Annotated in this window: 13 protein-coding genes and 1 tRNA gene; 11 read left to right on the forward strand and 3 right to left on the reverse strand. The window is 63.0% G+C overall.

What is annotated here, in order from left to right; genetic code table 11:
- Positions 1–349: 349 nt before the first annotated feature.
- Positions 350–425 (reverse strand) — tRNA-Asn (locus tag ACOWVD_RS00005).
- Positions 426–858: 433 nt separating this feature from the next.
- On the opposite strand from ACOWVD_RS00005, the gene ACOWVD_RS00010 reads away from it, so the two are divergent.
- The 5 genes from ACOWVD_RS00010 (at position 859) to ACOWVD_RS00030 (ending at position 5,898) form a co-directional block, all read left to right on the forward strand.
- The gene (locus ACOWVD_RS00010; protein WP_033632602.1) at positions 859–1,977 is read left to right on the forward strand and encodes a branched-chain amino acid ABC transporter substrate-binding protein; all 1,119 of its coding nucleotides are present in this window, start codon (positions 859–861) and stop codon (positions 1,975–1,977) included.
- A gap of 124 nt (positions 1,978–2,101) precedes the next feature.
- Complete coding sequence (locus ACOWVD_RS00015; RefSeq protein ID WP_004928592.1) at positions 2,102–3,016, forward strand: ABC transporter permease subunit; 915 nt, start codon at positions 2,102–2,104, stop codon at positions 3,014–3,016.
- Between the two features lie 10 nt (positions 3,017–3,026).
- Positions 3,027–4,313: a high-affinity branched-chain amino acid ABC transporter permease LivM gene (livM, locus tag ACOWVD_RS00020; protein WP_049187882.1), complete on the forward strand. Its 1,287-nt coding sequence runs from the start codon at positions 3,027–3,029 to the stop codon at positions 4,311–4,313.
- The gene (locus tag ACOWVD_RS00025; protein WP_004928596.1) at positions 4,310–5,185 is read left to right on the forward strand and encodes an ABC transporter ATP-binding protein; all 876 of its coding nucleotides are present in this window, start codon (positions 4,310–4,312) and stop codon (positions 5,183–5,185) included. Before livM ends, ACOWVD_RS00025 begins: the two co-directional genes overlap by 4 nt.
- Positions 5,182–5,898: an ABC transporter ATP-binding protein gene (locus ACOWVD_RS00030; protein ID WP_004928599.1), complete on the forward strand. Its 717-nt coding sequence runs from the start codon at positions 5,182–5,184 to the stop codon at positions 5,896–5,898. Before ACOWVD_RS00025 ends, ACOWVD_RS00030 begins: the two co-directional genes overlap by 4 nt.
- Before the next feature lie 30 nt (positions 5,899–5,928).
- On the opposite strand, the gene ACOWVD_RS00035 is transcribed toward ACOWVD_RS00030, so the two are convergent.
- The gene (locus ACOWVD_RS00035) at positions 5,929–6,351 is read right to left on the reverse strand and encodes a winged helix-turn-helix transcriptional regulator (RefSeq protein WP_049242462.1); all 423 of its coding nucleotides are present in this window, start codon (positions 6,349–6,351) and stop codon (positions 5,929–5,931) included.
- Between the two features lie 86 nt (positions 6,352–6,437).
- On the opposite strand from ACOWVD_RS00035, the gene ACOWVD_RS00040 reads away from it, so the two are divergent.
- On the forward strand, positions 6,438–7,370 hold the full coding sequence (locus tag ACOWVD_RS00040) for an aromatic alcohol reductase (RefSeq protein ID WP_075686305.1): 933 nt from the start codon (positions 6,438–6,440) through the stop codon (positions 7,368–7,370).
- 17 nt (positions 7,371–7,387) lie between these two features.
- On the opposite strand, the gene ACOWVD_RS00045 is transcribed toward ACOWVD_RS00040, so the two are convergent.
- Complete coding sequence (locus ACOWVD_RS00045; protein WP_049242571.1) at positions 7,388–8,074, reverse strand: aspartyl/asparaginyl beta-hydroxylase domain-containing protein; 687 nt, start codon at positions 8,072–8,074, stop codon at positions 7,388–7,390.
- 260 nt (positions 8,075–8,334) lie between these two features.
- Here ACOWVD_RS00045 and ACOWVD_RS00050 point away from each other — a divergent pair, with 260 nt between their 5' ends.
- From ACOWVD_RS00050 to ACOWVD_RS00070, 5 genes are all read left to right on the forward strand, one after another.
- On the forward strand, positions 8,335–9,525 hold the full coding sequence (locus ACOWVD_RS00050) for a sugar transporter (RefSeq protein ID WP_004928615.1): 1,191 nt from the start codon (positions 8,335–8,337) through the stop codon (positions 9,523–9,525).
- A gap of 171 nt (positions 9,526–9,696) precedes the next feature.
- Positions 9,697–11,094 carry an MFS transporter gene (locus tag ACOWVD_RS00055; protein ID WP_004928618.1) on the forward strand — a complete coding sequence of 466 codons (1,398 nt, stop codon included), beginning with the start codon at positions 9,697–9,699 and terminating at the stop codon, positions 11,092–11,094.
- Between the two features lie 142 nt (positions 11,095–11,236).
- On the forward strand, positions 11,237–12,067 hold the full coding sequence (locus tag ACOWVD_RS00060; RefSeq protein WP_015378462.1) for an alpha/beta fold hydrolase: 831 nt from the start codon (positions 11,237–11,239) through the stop codon (positions 12,065–12,067).
- Between the two features lie 9 nt (positions 12,068–12,076).
- Positions 12,077–12,502, forward strand: coding sequence for a DoxX family protein (locus ACOWVD_RS00065; RefSeq protein WP_413713434.1), 426 nt, complete (start codon positions 12,077–12,079; stop codon positions 12,500–12,502).
- Positions 12,495–14,105 carry an MFS transporter gene (locus ACOWVD_RS00070; protein WP_197798983.1) on the forward strand — a complete coding sequence of 537 codons (1,611 nt, stop codon included), beginning with the start codon at positions 12,495–12,497 and terminating at the stop codon, positions 14,103–14,105. The genes ACOWVD_RS00065 and ACOWVD_RS00070 overlap by 8 nt, the downstream gene beginning before the upstream one ends.
- Positions 14,106–14,196 lie beyond the last annotated feature (91 nt).

The following is a 14,196-nucleotide window of genomic DNA, read 5'->3' on the forward strand; positions in this document are numbered from 1 at the left end:
ATGGTTATGAATCCCCAATGGGTGGAGAGAGTACAATCAGGTCATGAAGGAAGCATGAACGTCAAACTCAATTTGTCGCAAGATCCGGATGAATTACAGATCCCACATAAACTGTGGCAAGCGATTCAAAATACCCCAGGCTGGTTCCCGAGCTGAAGACCGCCATTGTCATGTTGTCCCTGGGGCGGTGATGATGTGCTGACATGCACCGTAAACCCTATTGAAACACCGGTTAGCGATCCAGGTAACCGGTCGTCATTCCTGGGTGAATGAACCCTCTCTTGCAGCGAGTTATAACCCGAAAAGCAAAAAGCCCGCTTAAGTTGCCTTAAGCGGGCTTTTCTAAATATGGCTCCTCTGACTGGACTCGAACCAGTGACATACGGATTAACAGTCCGCCGTTCTACCGACTGAACTACAGAGGAATCGTGTGAACGGGGCGAATAATAGCGGGGTGCCTGGGGTTTGTCAAAGCGCTAAACTGCAAAAAAAGCGCGTTTGCTGGCGGAATGAGCACCTTGCGCTGTTTTTCGGCATTTTCCATCGCTGTGCGGTGATTTTGCGGCCCACAACGATTGCACAAGCCTTTGCACGGCGATGGTGCAAGGCCGTTCTCCCTCTCACGCTAGCCGCACTGCCCAGACTCTCGGTTATCCCCGCCACACGCCGCGCTGCAACTGATATGTAGGATGAATAAGCAAACAATATGTATTCGTCGTCACAATGGCTGGATTTTTGCTTACCCATTTTTGGGGAATGCGACTGCGCTCTCAAGAAAATTATTTTCCCCGTCTACACATAAAGTGACTGATCCGCGCCCCAGGGCGTTTCGCTACAACAGTGCTGAGGAAGATAACAATGTCATCGAAATTGATAAAAAGTCCGCTCGCTGCTTTGCTCATCGGTTGTTTAGGTACGGCTTTTTCCGCGCAGGCCGATATCGTCATCGGCGTCGCCGGGCCGTTCTCCGGGCCGAACGCCACCTATGGCGATCAGTATTGGCGCGGGGCTTCGCAGGCGGCGGCGGACATCAACGCCGCCGGCGGGATCAAAGGGGAAAAAATCAAACTGGTGCAGGGGGATGACGCCTGCGAACCGAAACAGGCGGTCGCGGTCGCCAACCGGCTGGTGGATCAGGACAAGGTGTCGGCGGTGGTCGGCCACTTCTGTTCCTCATCCACCATGCCCGCCTCCGAGGTGTATGACGAGGCCGGCATTATCGCCATTACCCCCGGCTCCACCAATCCGCAGATCACCGAGCGCGGCATGAAGAGCATGTTCCGCATGTGCGGGCGCGACGATCAGCAGGGCGTGATCGCCACCAACTACATGTTGGATACGCTGAAGGCCAAGCGCATCGCGGTGATCCACGATAAAGACACCTACGGCCAGGGGCTGGCGGACGCAGCGAAGGCGGCGATGAACAAGCGCGGGGTCAAGGAAGTGCTGTATGAGGGGCTGTCGCGCGGTGAGAAAGACTTCAACGCGCTGGTGACCAAGATCGCCTCGGTCAAGCCTGACGTAGTCTACTTCGGCGGCTGCCATCCGGAAGCCGGGCCGCTGGTGCGCCAGATGCGCGAGCAGGGCGTGACCGCCAAGTTCTTCTCCGGCGACTGCGTGGTGACCGAAGAGCTGGTGACCGCCGCCGGCGGGCCGCAGTATACCAACGGCGTGCTGATGACCTTCGGCAACGATCCGCGCCTGATCCCGGAGGGCAAGGCGGTGATCGCCAAGTTCCGCGCCAGCGGCTTTGAGCCGGAAGGCTACACCCTCTATTCCTACGCCTCGATCCAAGCGATCGCCGCCGCCTTCAACGCCACCGGCGGCAAAGACAGCGCCAAGGCCGCCGAATGGCTGAAGTCACACGACGTGGACACTGTGATGGGCAAGAAAGCCTGGGACCAGAAGGGCGACCTGAAGGTCTCGGACTACGTGGTCTATCAATGGGATGACAAGGGCAAATATCACCAACTGTAAACGGCCTAACCGTGAAGTTATGACCCTATGACCGACGGGCCGCCGCCTTGGCGCGCCCGTTCCGCGATGACCTTTGGGCCGCGTCGGACTGCGTTGGCGGCCTTACCAGGCGAGACTGCTCATTATGGATGTATTCTTTCTGCAACAGCTGATCAACGGCCTGACCCTCGGCGCGGTGTATGGCCTGATCGCCATCGGCTACACCATGGTTTACGGCATCATCGGCATGATTAACTTCGCCCACGGCGAGGTATATATGATCTCCGCCTACCTGTGCGCCATCGGTTTGGCGCTGCTGTCGTTCTTCGGGCTGCACTCGTTTCCGCTGCTGATCCTCGGCACGCTGGTGTTCACCATCGTCATCACCGGGGTGTACGGCTGGGTAATCGAGCGCATCGCCTACAAGCCGCTGCGCAACTCCACCCGTCTGGCGCCGCTGATCTCCGCCATCGGCATGTCGTTAATCCTGCAAAACTACGCGCAGATAAGCCAGGGGCCGCGCCAGCAGGGCATCCCGACGCTGCTGAGCGGCGTGTTCCGCCTGGAGTTCGACGGCGGCGTGGTGCAGATCACCTACACCAAAGTGTTCATTCTGGTGGCGTCGCTGCTCGGCATGGCGATCCTCACCTACATCATTCAGCGCACCCGGCTGGGGCGCATCTGCCGCGCCACCCAGCAGGATCGCAAAATGGCCTCGATTCTCGGCATCAATACCGATCGGGTGATCTCGCTGGTGTTCGTGATCGGCGCCGCCATGGCCGGGTTGGCCGGGGTGCTGATCACCATGAACTACGGCACCTTCGATTTTTACGTCGGCTTTATCATCGGCATCAAGGCCTTCACCGCCGCGGTGCTGGGCGGCATCGGATCGCTGCCGGGCGCGATGCTGGGCGGGCTGCTGCTCGGCGTGGCGGAGGCGCAGTTTGCCGGCATGGTGAATTCGGATTACAAGGACGTGTTCTCCTTCGGGTTGCTGGTGGCGATCCTGATCTTCCGTCCGCAGGGCCTGCTCGGCCGGCCCCTGATCGCCAAGGTTTAAGGAGAACGCCATGTCGCAATCCGTGATCAACGGCGGGCTGGACGTTAAACGCAGCCTGCTGGACGCTGTCTTGGCCGGGCTGATCGCCCTGATCGTGTTCGGGCCGATCGTCGGCATCGTGCTGAACGGCTACAGCTTCAACTTCGAGCCGCACCGGCTGGTGTGGATCATCGTCGCGGTGATGGCCGGGCGGCTGCTGCTGAGCCTGTTCCTGCAAACCGCGCCGGGGCGCAGGGTGTTGGCGCGCTTCGACGGCGGCAACGACGGCGTTTACGTGCGGCCGCTGGGCTATAAATCCAACCTGCGCTGGATCCTGCCGCTGATGGCGGCGATCGCGCTGCTGTTCCCGTTTGTCGCCACCAAATACCTGCTGACGGTGGCGATCCTCGGCCTGATCTACGTGCTGCTCGGCCTGGGGCTGAACATTGTGGTCGGGCTGGCGGGGCTGCTCGATCTGGGGTACGTGGCGTTTTACGCCATCGGCGCCTACGGGCTGGCGCTGGGCTACCAGTATCTCGGGCTGGGGTTCTGGGCGATGCTGCCGCTGGGCGCGCTGATGGCGGCGCTGGCCGGCGCATTGCTGGGCTTCCCGGTGCTGCGCATGCACGGCGACTACCTGGCGATCGTTACGCTGGGGTTCGGCGAGATCATTCGGCTGGTGCTGAACAACTGGATGTCGCTCACCGGCGGGCCGAACGGCGTCTCGGTGCCGGCGCCGACGGTGTTCGGCCTGGAGTTCGGCCGGCGCGCCAAAGACGGCGGGGTGCCGATCCACGAGTTTTTCGGCATCGATTACAACCCGAATCTCAAGTTCATTTTCATCTACGCGGTGCTGTTTTTGGTGGTGCTGCTGGTGCTGTATATCAAGCACCGGCTGACGCGCATGCCGATCGGCCGCGCCTGGGAGGCACTGCGCGAGGATGAGATCGCCTGTCGTTCTCTCGGGCTCAATCACGTGCTGGTGAAGCTGTCGGCGTTTATGCTCGGCGCTTCCACCGCCGGGCTGGCGGGGGTGTTTTTCGCCACCTACCAGGGCTTCGTCAACCCGACTTCGTTCACCTTCTTCGAGTCGGCGCTGATCCTGGCGATCGTGGTGCTGGGCGGCATGGGCTCCACCCTCGGCGTGGTGCTGGCGGCCTTCGTGCTGACGGTGGCGCCGGAGCTGCTGCGCAGCTTCGCCGAATACCGGGTGCTGCTGTTCGGCGTGCTGATGGTGGCGATGATGATCTGGCGGCCGCGCGGGCTGGTGCGCATCAGCCGATCCAGCTTCGCCGAACGCAAGGGGGTGGCGCCATGAGCGACGCCATTTTGCGGGTGGAACACCTGATGATGCACTTTGGCGGCATCAAAGCGCTGAACGACGTCAATCTGGAGGTGGAACGCGGTTCCATCACCGCGCTGATTGGCCCCAACGGCGCCGGCAAGACCACGGTATTCAACTGCCTGACCGGCTTTTACCGCGCCAGCGGCGGCGCGATCCTGCTCAATACCCACAAGCGGCCGACCGACGTGATCCAGGTGCTGGGGCAGAAGTTCCGCGCCGGCGACTGGATACGCCCAAAGCGGCTTGGTTCGCGCCTCTACTACAAGATGTTCGGCGGCACCCACCTGGTGAACCGCGCCGGGCTGGCGCGCACCTTCCAAAATATCCGTCTGTTCCGCGAAATGTCGGTGGTGGAGAACCTGCTGGTGGCGCAGCACATGCAGAGCAACCGTAACCTGATCGCCGGGGTGCTGAATACGCCGGGCTACCGCCGGGCGGAGAGCGCCGCGCTCGATCATGCCTTCTACTGGCTGGAGGTGGTGGACCTGGTGAGCTGCGCCAACCGGCTGGCGGGAGAGATGTCTTACGGCCAGCAGCGGCGGCTGGAGATCGCGCGCGCCATGTGCACCGCGCCGGAGATGATCTGCCTCGATGAGCCGGCCGCCGGGCTGAACCCGGTGGAAACGGCCACGCTGAGCCGCATCATTCGCTTCCTGCGGCAGCATCACGGCATCACGGTGCTGTTGATCGAGCATGACATGGGCATGGTAATGGAGATCTCCGATCGGGTGATCGTGCTCGATCACGGCGATGTGATCGCCCGCGGCACGCCGCAGGAGATCCAGCACAACGAGGCGGTGATCGCCGCCTACCTGGGTGCGGACGAAGAGGAGCTGGCGGGATGAGCGAAGCGATGTTGGAATTTCGCGAAGTGGATGTGTTTTACGGGCCGATCCAGGCGCTGCGCCAGGTGTCGCTGCAGGTGAACGCCGGGGAGACGGTGGCGCTGATCGGCGCCAACGGCGCGGGCAAGTCCACGCTGTTGATGTCGATCTTCGGCCAGCCGCGCATCGCCGGCGGGCAGATCCTGTTTGGCGGCGAGGACATCAGCCGTCGCTCCACGCACTTTGTTGCCAGCAGCGGCATCGCGCAGGCGCCGGAGGGGCGGCGCATCTTTCCGGACATGAGCGTGGAGGAGAACCTGCTGATGGGCACCATCACCGTCGGCAATCGCTACCTGGAGGAGGATTTGCCGCGCATGTTCGAGCTGTTTCCGCGCCTCAAGGAGCGGCGCAATCAGCGGGCGATGACCATGTCCGGCGGCGAGCAGCAGATGCTGGCGATCGCCCGCGCGCTGATGAGCCGGCCGAAGCTGTTGCTGTTGGACGAGCCGAGCCTGGGGCTGGCGCCGATCGTGGTGCGGCAGATCTTCGGCGTACTGCGCGAGCTGACCCGCAGCGGCATGACGCTGTTTCTGGTGGAGCAGAACGCCAACCACGCGCTGAAACTGTCCGATCGCGGCTATGTGATGGTCAATGGCCAGATCCGCCTCACCGGCAGCGGCCAGGAGCTGTTGAACGATCCGGAGGTGAGAAAGGCCTATCTGGGCGGCGGCTGAGCGCCGCCCCACGGGCAGGGATGCCCGCGTTCATTTTTCAGCGTCGTTGCGCTCTTGGCCATCGTAGTGTGAACGGGCCGCTCTGAAGGCGTCGGCGGAGGCGATAATCCACGACCAGAGCGGCAGCATGTTGAGCAGCATCTCTTCCCCCGCGTCGGTGATGGTGTAAACCACGCGGGGCAGTTTCTCCTGATAATCGCAGCGCGATATCAGCCCGTCCCGCTCGAGATGGCGCAGCGTCCGCGTCAGCATTCTCTGCGTCACGCCCGCCAGTTGGCGGCTTATCTCGCCGTGGCGCAGCGGCCCGTGAGTGCCCAGGATATGCAATACCCCCAGCGACCAACGGTTGCCCGCATGCGCGAGGATCTCACGCTTCAATCCTTCATCGTCGTTGCTCAGTTCTTCACAGAACGCCTGCGAAAATTGCAGCAGCGCTTCCCGATCGCTCGTCATATTCCTCTCCGGTATCACGCGTGTACCTAATTGAACCCGTTTTTGTCAGCTGTCAGGATGACGCAGTGTCAAGACAGGAGGCAAGCATGAAATCCACAAATCCATCTATCAATACCGTGCTCATACTCGGCGCCGGTGAACTGGGGTTGCCGGTACTGCGAGCGATGAGCCGGCAGGCTCGGTTATCTCCATCTTTAAAAATCAGCGTGCTGCTCCGGCCGGAGGCTGCACGCGCCGTCAGCGGCCCGCTCCGGGCGCGGCGGGATGCGCTGGCGCGGCTCGGCATCGCCGTGGTGGAAGGCGATCTGCAGCAAAACGGCGTGGAGGCGCTGAGCGCGCTATTCCGTTCCTTCGACGCGGTGATCAACTGCAGCGGCTTTGTCGGCGGGGCGGGCACGCAGATAAAGATCACCCAGGCCGTCTTGCTGGCGGGCGTGGCGCGCTACTTCCCGTGGCAGTTCGGCGTGGACTACGATGTCGTGGGTAAAAGCAGCGGGCAACAGGTGTGGGATGAACAGCTTGAGGTGCGCCACCTGCTGCGTGCGCAGAAGGCGACGGAGTGGGTGATTGTTTCCACGGGCATTTTCACCAGCTACCTGTTTGACCCCGGCTTTGGCGTGGTGGACGCGGCAAGCAAAACGGTGCGCGCGCTGGGCGACTGGCGCTACGCGGTGACGCTGACCACCCCCGAGGACATTGGCCGGCTGACGGCCGCGATTTTTTTCCATCGGCCCGCGTTTCGCAACCAGGCGGTTTATATCGCCGGCGACACGCTGACCTACCGCGAGCTTGCCGATCTTATGCAGGCGTACTGGGGCGTGGAGGTCAACAGGATCCTGTTGGACAAAGAGCGGCTGCAGGCGGAGGTGCGCAATCATCCGCATGACGTCGGCGCCAAATACCGGCTGGCTTTCGCCCGGCCCGACGGCGTGGCCTGGGATAAGGCGAAAACCTTCAATGCGCGCCAGGGCATAGCCACCGCCACCGCCGAGCAGTGGCTGGCTTCTCAGGGCGGTTAATCGCCTGAGCGCCGCAGTCAGAACTGGCGCTGCATCCAGCGCACGTTCAGCCGCACCAGCGCGATGATGGCGCCGGAGAGCAGCCGCAGCCCGGCGGGCATGTCGCGGCGGCGGATGTCCAGCAGCAGCACGGTGCGCACCTGCGGGCTGTCGTTCCACACCTCGTGTTCGAAGGTATCGTCCCACAGCATGAACTCCCCCTCGTGCAGCCGGTATTCGCGGCCGTCCACTTTCAGCACCGCCGCCGGCGCGCCGTCGGCGCGTTTGGGCATGTCCAGCACCAGATAGCCGCGCAGAATGCCGCGAAACGGCCCGCGATGGGGCGGCACCTGTTTGCCGGGTGCCAGGAAGGAGAGCGAGGCGGACAGCACGTCAGGCGACGAAGCGATCAGCGCCGCCAGCGTCGGGCAGCGCGCCAGGTTGCGGGGGATGGGCTGGCCGTAGGCCTTCATGATGAACATGCGCCAGTCGCGCGCGTCGTTGGCGGAGATCGACGCCTGCTGGCTCATGATCTCGTGAAAACGGGGAATATTGTGCAGATCGTGGGCGACGGTCAGCGCCTCTTCGCGGATCTGCCGCCATTGGGCGGTGAAGCGTTCGGCGTCGGGGAACAGCGCGGCGCTGTCGAGCACCGGCTGGCCCTGGATGCGGCGATCGTAAACATTGCGCAATGCGAGCACGGACCAATCATAAATCGCGGACATCATAATGACCTCGCCTCAGGAAACGCCAAAGGGACACTGCGCGCTTCTTCGGCGCGGCGCGTGGACGGCCTGGGAAGAACGGCAGGAAAAATTGGTACGCTTCAATAGATTAGCACAGCATTTTGGCAACCGTGCGTCGGTGAGCGTGTCGATGGGCGGTGAAAAAAACCACACAATTAAAGTGTGACGTATATCGCATTTAGCGGGCCGGTTGGTTAAAATATCGCGACTTGCCCGCACCTGTCCGGATTTTGTTTACCATGGAACACGCTCCCGTTTCGCGCTCAACCGCCTGGTTGCGCGTGGTTATCCTCGCCGTCTCGGCCTTTATCTTCAACACCACCGAGTTTATTCCGGTCGGTCTGCTGAGCGATATCGCCGCCAGCTTCTCGATGCAAACCGAACAGGTCGGCTTGATCATTACCATTTACGCCTGGATCGTCGCCGCCGCCTCGTTGGCGTGCATGCTGCTGACCAGCAAGATTGAGCGCCGCAAGTTGCTGATCGGCGTGTTCGTGCTGTTTATCGCCAGCCACGTGCTGACCGCCGTGGCCTGGAACTTCACCACGCTGGTCATTTCGCGCGCCGGCGTGGCGCTGGCGCACTCGGTGTTCTGGTCTATCACCGCCTCGCTGGCGATCCGGGTGGCGCCGCCGGGCAAGAAAGCCCAGGCGCTGAGCCTGCTGGCGGGCGGCACCGCGCTGGCGATGGTGCTCGGGCTGCCGCTCGGTCGGGTGGTCGGGCAGCTGCTCGGCTGGCGCATGACCTTTATCGGCATCGCGGTGTGCGCCACCCTGGCGCTGGTGCTGCTGTGGCGCCTGCTGCCGGTGCTGAAAAGCGAGCATTCCGGTTCGCTGGCCAGCGTGCCGCTGCTGTTCAAGCGCCCGGCGCTGGTGGCGCTTTACATGCTGACCATCATTGTGGTGACGGCGCACTTCACCGCCTACAGCTACATTGAGCCGTTTATCCAGACCGTGGCCGGGCTGTCGGAGAACTTCACCACGCTGATGCTGCTGCTGTTCGGCGCCGCCGGCATCGTCGGCAGCCTGCTGTTCAGCCGCTACAGCGAGCGGTTTCCTTCCGGCTTCTTCATCGGTGCCATCACGCTGCTGGCCTTGAGCCTGCTGCTGCTGTTGCCGGCGGCCGGCAGTGAAAGCCACCTGACGGTGCTGTGCATCTTCTGGGGGATGGCGATCATGGCGATCGGCCTGTCGATGCAGGCCAAAGTGCTGAGCCTAGCGCCGGACGCTACCGACGTGGCGATGGCGATTTTCTCCGGCCTGTACAACTTCGGCATCGGCAGCGGCGCGCTGCTGGGCAACCAGGTGAGCCTGCATCTGGGCATGGGCAACATCGGCTTCGTCGCCGCGCCGCTGGCGCTGATCGCCCTCGGCTGGTGCCTGTTGAGCGTCTACCGCAGCGAACGGCTGCAGCAGCACCACAGCCGTTAACCTGCCGATTCGGGATGCCGCTGCGGCATCCCGCGCTACATTTTCCTGCTATAAAACAGGCTGCTGCAGCGTTTTATGCTTAACTTTTTTTCATAGTCTGCTAATTAAAAATTTAACTCCGACGCCGCTTCGCTAGCATAGAAAGTCATCAAAAATGTTAATGCGAGGTTAATGGTGAGTGAATCTGTAGCGGCGTCGCCGATCCATGCGCGGGATTTGGCGGCCAGAATCGACGCCTTGCCCGCGTCGGCCGGCCTGTGGCGCTTTATCATTCTGCTGTCGCTGGGCGGCTTTTTCGAACTCTACGATCTGTTCCAGACCGGCTATATCAGCACTGGCCTTATCGCCGACGGCATTTTCCACACCGGCGCGCAGGGCGTTTTCGGCGTGTCGGATCAGGCGGCCTTTGCCTCCGCCACCTTTCTCGGCCTGTTCGTCGGCGCCAGCCTGCTGAGCCCGTACGCCGATCGCTTCGGCCGGCGCGCCACCTTTATGTTCGCCCTGATCTGGTATGGCGCCTTCTCGCTGCTGTTGGCGTTTCAACAGCAGGCGGAATGGGTGATCTTTCTGCGTTTTCTGGTGGGCGTCGGGCTCGGCATCGAGTTGGTGACCATCGATACCTACCTGACGGAGTGGGTGCCCGCGCACTTACGCACCCGGGCTTTCGCCTTCGCGTTCTTCGTGCAGTTTCTGTCGGTGCCGGCGGTGGCGCTGATGTCCTGGTGGCTGGTGCCGCAGACGATTTGGGGGCTGAGCGGCTGGCGCTATGTGGTGATCGCCGGCGCGCTGGCTTCGCTGGTGATTTGGCTGGTGCGCAAGGGGCTGCCGGAGTCGCCGCGCTGGCTGGTGCAACAGCGGCGCTATGCGCAGGCCCGGCAGGTGATGCGGGACATGGAGCGGCGCTGCGGCGTGGCGGCCGCGGACTTCCCGTCGCGCCCGGTGGACGATGCCGAGGGAGCGCCGCTACGCGGCCGCTTTCGCGACATCTGGGCGCCGCAATATCGCGATCGCACGCTGATGCTGGTAGTGATGAATTTCTTTCAGGCCATCGGCTTCTTCGGCTTCGGCAACTGGCTGCCGGCGCTGCTGTCGGGCAAGGGCGCTTCGGTCACCCACAGCCTGCTGTACGCTTTCTTTATCACGCTGGCCTACCCGCTGGGCTCGCTGCTGTGCAGCTTCTACGCCGACAAGATGGAGAACAAGTGGCAGATCGTGTTGTCCTGCCTGGTGACGGTGATCTTCGGCTCGCTGTTCGCACTGCAGAACAACCCGCTGTGGCTGATCCTGTGCGGTTTCTTCATCACCTGGTCCAACGCCTGGCTGACCTACAGCTACCACTCGTATCAATCCGAGATCTTCCCGACCCATATCCGCGCCCGCGCCGTCGGTTTCTGCTACTCCTTCAGTCGGCTGTCGACGGTGTTCAGCAGCATCATCATCGGCATTATCTTGCAGTACGGCGGTTCGCTGGGGGTGATCGCGTTTATCGTCGCCAGCATGCTGATCGTGATGCTGGTGATCGGGCTGTTCGGCCCAAAAACGCGCGGTATCGATCTGGAAAACATCTGACGTTTTGCGCCGGCGGCGACGCCGGCTTCTTCAGCAAAAAAACTCGCGATCATGCGAAAATTATTCCGTTATCACTGCCTTTACGCCTGCCGTACTGTTAACCCGTACAAAATCCAATTCGATACCGAGCGGGGAACACGTCATGAGCACCCTTACCGCGCCCGATGGCGCACGCATTTTCTATAAGGATTGGGGCCGCGGCCAGCCGATCCTGTTCTCCCACGGTTGGCCGCTGTCCGCCGACGCCTGGGACAACCAGATGCTGTTTTTCGGCCAGAGCGGATTCCGCGTGATCGCCCACGATCGCCGCGGCCACGGCCGTTCGGAGCAAACCTGGCACGGCAACGACATCAACCAATACGCTGACGATCTGGCCCTGCTGATCGAAACGCTGGATCTGCGCGATCTGATCCTGGTCGGCCATTCCACCGGCGGCGGCGAAGTGGCGCGCTACATCGGCCGTCACGGCAGCGATCGGGTGGCGAAGGTGGTGCTGGTCGGCGCCGTACCGCCGCTGATGCTGCAAACGCCGGTCAACCCTGAGGGTACGCCGATGGCGGCCTTCGACGGCATTCGCAGCGGCGTGGCGGGCAACCGCTCGCAGTTCTTCAAAGATTTAGCGGTGCCGTTCTATGGCCTCCACTGCGACGAGGTGGAGAGCAATGCGGGGCTGATCGACCACTTCTGGCTGATGGGCATGCAGGGCGGCGTGAAAGGGCAGTACGAGTGTGTGCGCGCGTTCTCCGAAGTGGATTACACCGCCGACCTGCTGGCGATCGACAAGCCGACGCTGCTGGTGCACGGCGACGCCGATCAGATCGTGCCGATCGGCGCCTCGGCGCTGAAAGCCGCTAAGCTTATGCAACAGGCGGAGCTGAATGTTTACGCCGGCGGTTCGCACGGTTTGGCGCAGATCGATCCCGATCGCTTCAACGCCGATCTGCTGGCCTTCATCCAAAATTCGCCGTTTTAAGGGGGCGCGATGAACCTGACTGCTATCGCCGCCCGCAGCGCACAGCGGCTGCATGCGCCTGTGGTGCGCTGGCTGCTGCTGCTCGCCATTTGCGCCGCCTATATTCAGGGCGGGTTGGTCAAAGCGCTGAACGTCGAAGGCGCGGTCGCCGAGATGAGCCACTTCGGCCTGCAGCCGGCGGCGCTGTTCGCCGTGCTGGTGACGCTGTTCGAACTGGCGGCGTCGGCGCTGATCCTGAGCGGCTTTTATCGCTGGCTCGGCGCGCTGGCGCTGGCCGGTTTTACCCTGATGGCGACGCTGATGGCCAATCCGTTCTGGCAGTTCGACGGGGCGGAGCGCGGCCAGATGATGAACGGATTTTTTGAACACCTTGGGCTGGCCGGCGCGCTGTTGCTGGTGGCATTTAACGATTTGAAGGAGCGAACAGATGGCTGAGCAGACGGAAAACAAGGCGGCGGCGGGCGGCTTCGCGCCGCTGAAAATCCCATTATTTGCGGTGCTGTGGGGCGCGACGGTGCTCGGCAACGTCGGCAGCTTTATGCGCGACGTCGCCAGCTCGTGGTTGATCACTGACCTGTCGAGCAACCCTTCGGCGGTGGCGCTGATGCAAACCGCCGCTACGCTGCCGGTGTTCCTGCTGGCGATCCCGGCCGGGGTGCTGTCGGACATTCTCGATCGGCGGCGCTTTCTGATCTTCGTGCAAATCTTGCTGGCCTGCGTGAGCGGCAGCCTGCTGGTGCTGTCGCAGACCGGCTCGCTGACGGTGGAGTATTTGCTGGCGCTGACGTTCGTCGGCGGTATCGGCGCGGCGCTGATGGGGCCGACCTGGCAAGCGATCGTGCCGGAGCTGGTGCCGCGCGCCGAGCTGAAAAACGCCGTGGCGCTGAACTCGCTGGGCATCAACATCGCTCGCTCCATCGGCCCGGCGGCCGGGGGGCTGCTGCTGGCCAGCTTCGGCGCCGGCGCGGCCTACGGCGCGGACGTGATGAGCTATGTGCTGGTGATCGCGGCGCTGCTGTGGTGGAAGCGACCCAAGGTCGAAGACAGCGGCCTGTCGGAGCACTTTTTCGGCGCCTTCCGCGCCGGCCTGCGCTATGCCCGCTCCAGCCGCGAGCTGCACGTGGTGCTGCTGCGGGCGGCGGTATTTTTCGCCTTCTCCAGCTCGGTCTGGGCGCTGTTGCCGCTGGTGGCGCGCCGCATGCTGGGCGGCAGCGCCGGCTTTTACGGCGTTTTGCTGGGGGCGGTGGGCGCCGGGGCGATCCTCGGGGCTATTGTGCTGCCGCGCCTGCGCCAGCGGCTGAATGCCGACGGGCTGGTGTTGCTGGCGGCGGTGTTGACGGCGGCGGTGATGGCGGCCCTGTCGCTGGCGCCGCCGCAGTGGCTGGCGGTGGTGCTGCTGTTGGTGCTGGGCGCAGGCTGGATTATCGCGCTGACCACGCTCAACGGTGCGGCGCAGGGCGTGCTGCCCAACTGGGTGCGCGGCCGCGGCCTGGCCATCTACCTGATGGTGTTCAACGGCGCGATGGCGGCGGGCAGCCTGCTGTGGGGGCTGGTGGCGCAGGAGCTGGGCGTGGCCGCCACGCTGCTGGTCGGCGGCGTCGGCCTGTTGGCGGCGGGGCTGCTGTTCCACCGCCTGCGTCTGCCGACCGGTGAGGCCGATCTGCAGCCGTCGAACCATTGGCCGGAACCGTTGGTCAACACGCCGGTCGAAAACGATCGCGGCCCGGTCATGATTCAGGTGGAGTACCGCATCCGCGAACAGGATCGCCCGCAGTTCTTGCGCACGCTGCTGATGCTGGAGCGGGCGCGCCGCCGCGATGGCGCTTACGCCTGGGGCATCACCGAGCATACCGGCGATCCGGAATGCATCATGGAGTGGTTCCTGGTGGAGTCCTGGGCGGAGCATCTGCGGCAGCACCAGCGGGTGTCGCACGCCGACGCCGATCTGCAGCAGGAGGCGCTGCGCTTCCATATCGGCCCGGAGAAACCGGTGGTGCATCACTTCCTGTCGTTGGACAGGCGGAAGGTGAAGCATTAACTGCACGGCCAGGCGGTGAGAAGGTGCTATGCTTTTGGTCGGTTCGGCGGCGCGGCCGCCGTAAGACGAATGTAGTCAGTACAGGGAGACA

The sequence above is a fragment of the Serratia sp. SA088 genome, from assembly GCF_049065515.1.
In the GTDB taxonomy this organism is placed as follows: Bacteria; Pseudomonadota; Gammaproteobacteria; order Enterobacterales; family Enterobacteriaceae; genus Serratia; species Serratia nematodiphila.

What these genes read in the sequence shown, in the direction of transcription:
- ACOWVD_RS00010 (WP_033632602.1), top strand. Translation starts at nt 859, where the DNA reads ATGTCATCGAAATTGATAAAAAGTCCGCTCGCTGCTTTGCTCATCGGT.
- ACOWVD_RS00015 (WP_004928592.1), top strand. Translation starts at nt 2,102, where the DNA reads ATGGATGTATTCTTTCTGCAACAGCTGATCAACGGCCTGACCCTCGGC.
- livM (WP_049187882.1), top strand. Translation starts at nt 3,027, where the DNA reads ATGTCGCAATCCGTGATCAACGGCGGGCTGGACGTTAAACGCAGCCTG.
- ACOWVD_RS00025 (WP_004928596.1), top strand. Translation starts at nt 4,310, where the DNA reads ATGAGCGACGCCATTTTGCGGGTGGAACACCTGATGATGCACTTTGGC.
- ACOWVD_RS00030 (WP_004928599.1), top strand. Translation starts at nt 5,182, where the DNA reads ATGAGCGAAGCGATGTTGGAATTTCGCGAAGTGGATGTGTTTTACGGG.
- ACOWVD_RS00035 (WP_049242462.1), bottom strand. Translation starts at nt 6,351, where the DNA reads ATGACGAGCGATCGGGAAGCGCTGCTGCAATTTTCGCAGGCGTTCTGT.
- ACOWVD_RS00040 (WP_075686305.1), top strand. Translation starts at nt 6,438, where the DNA reads ATGAAATCCACAAATCCATCTATCAATACCGTGCTCATACTCGGCGCC.
- ACOWVD_RS00045 (WP_049242571.1), bottom strand. Translation starts at nt 8,074, where the DNA reads ATGTCCGCGATTTATGATTGGTCCGTGCTCGCATTGCGCAATGTTTAC.
- ACOWVD_RS00050 (WP_004928615.1), top strand. Translation starts at nt 8,335, where the DNA reads ATGGAACACGCTCCCGTTTCGCGCTCAACCGCCTGGTTGCGCGTGGTT.
- ACOWVD_RS00055 (WP_004928618.1), top strand. Translation starts at nt 9,697, where the DNA reads ATGGTGAGTGAATCTGTAGCGGCGTCGCCGATCCATGCGCGGGATTTG.
- ACOWVD_RS00060 (WP_015378462.1), top strand. Translation starts at nt 11,237, where the DNA reads ATGAGCACCCTTACCGCGCCCGATGGCGCACGCATTTTCTATAAGGAT.
- ACOWVD_RS00065 (WP_413713434.1), top strand. Translation starts at nt 12,077, where the DNA reads ATGAACCTGACTGCTATCGCCGCCCGCAGCGCACAGCGGCTGCATGCG.
- ACOWVD_RS00070 (WP_197798983.1), top strand. Translation starts at nt 12,495, where the DNA reads ATGGCTGAGCAGACGGAAAACAAGGCGGCGGCGGGCGGCTTCGCGCCG.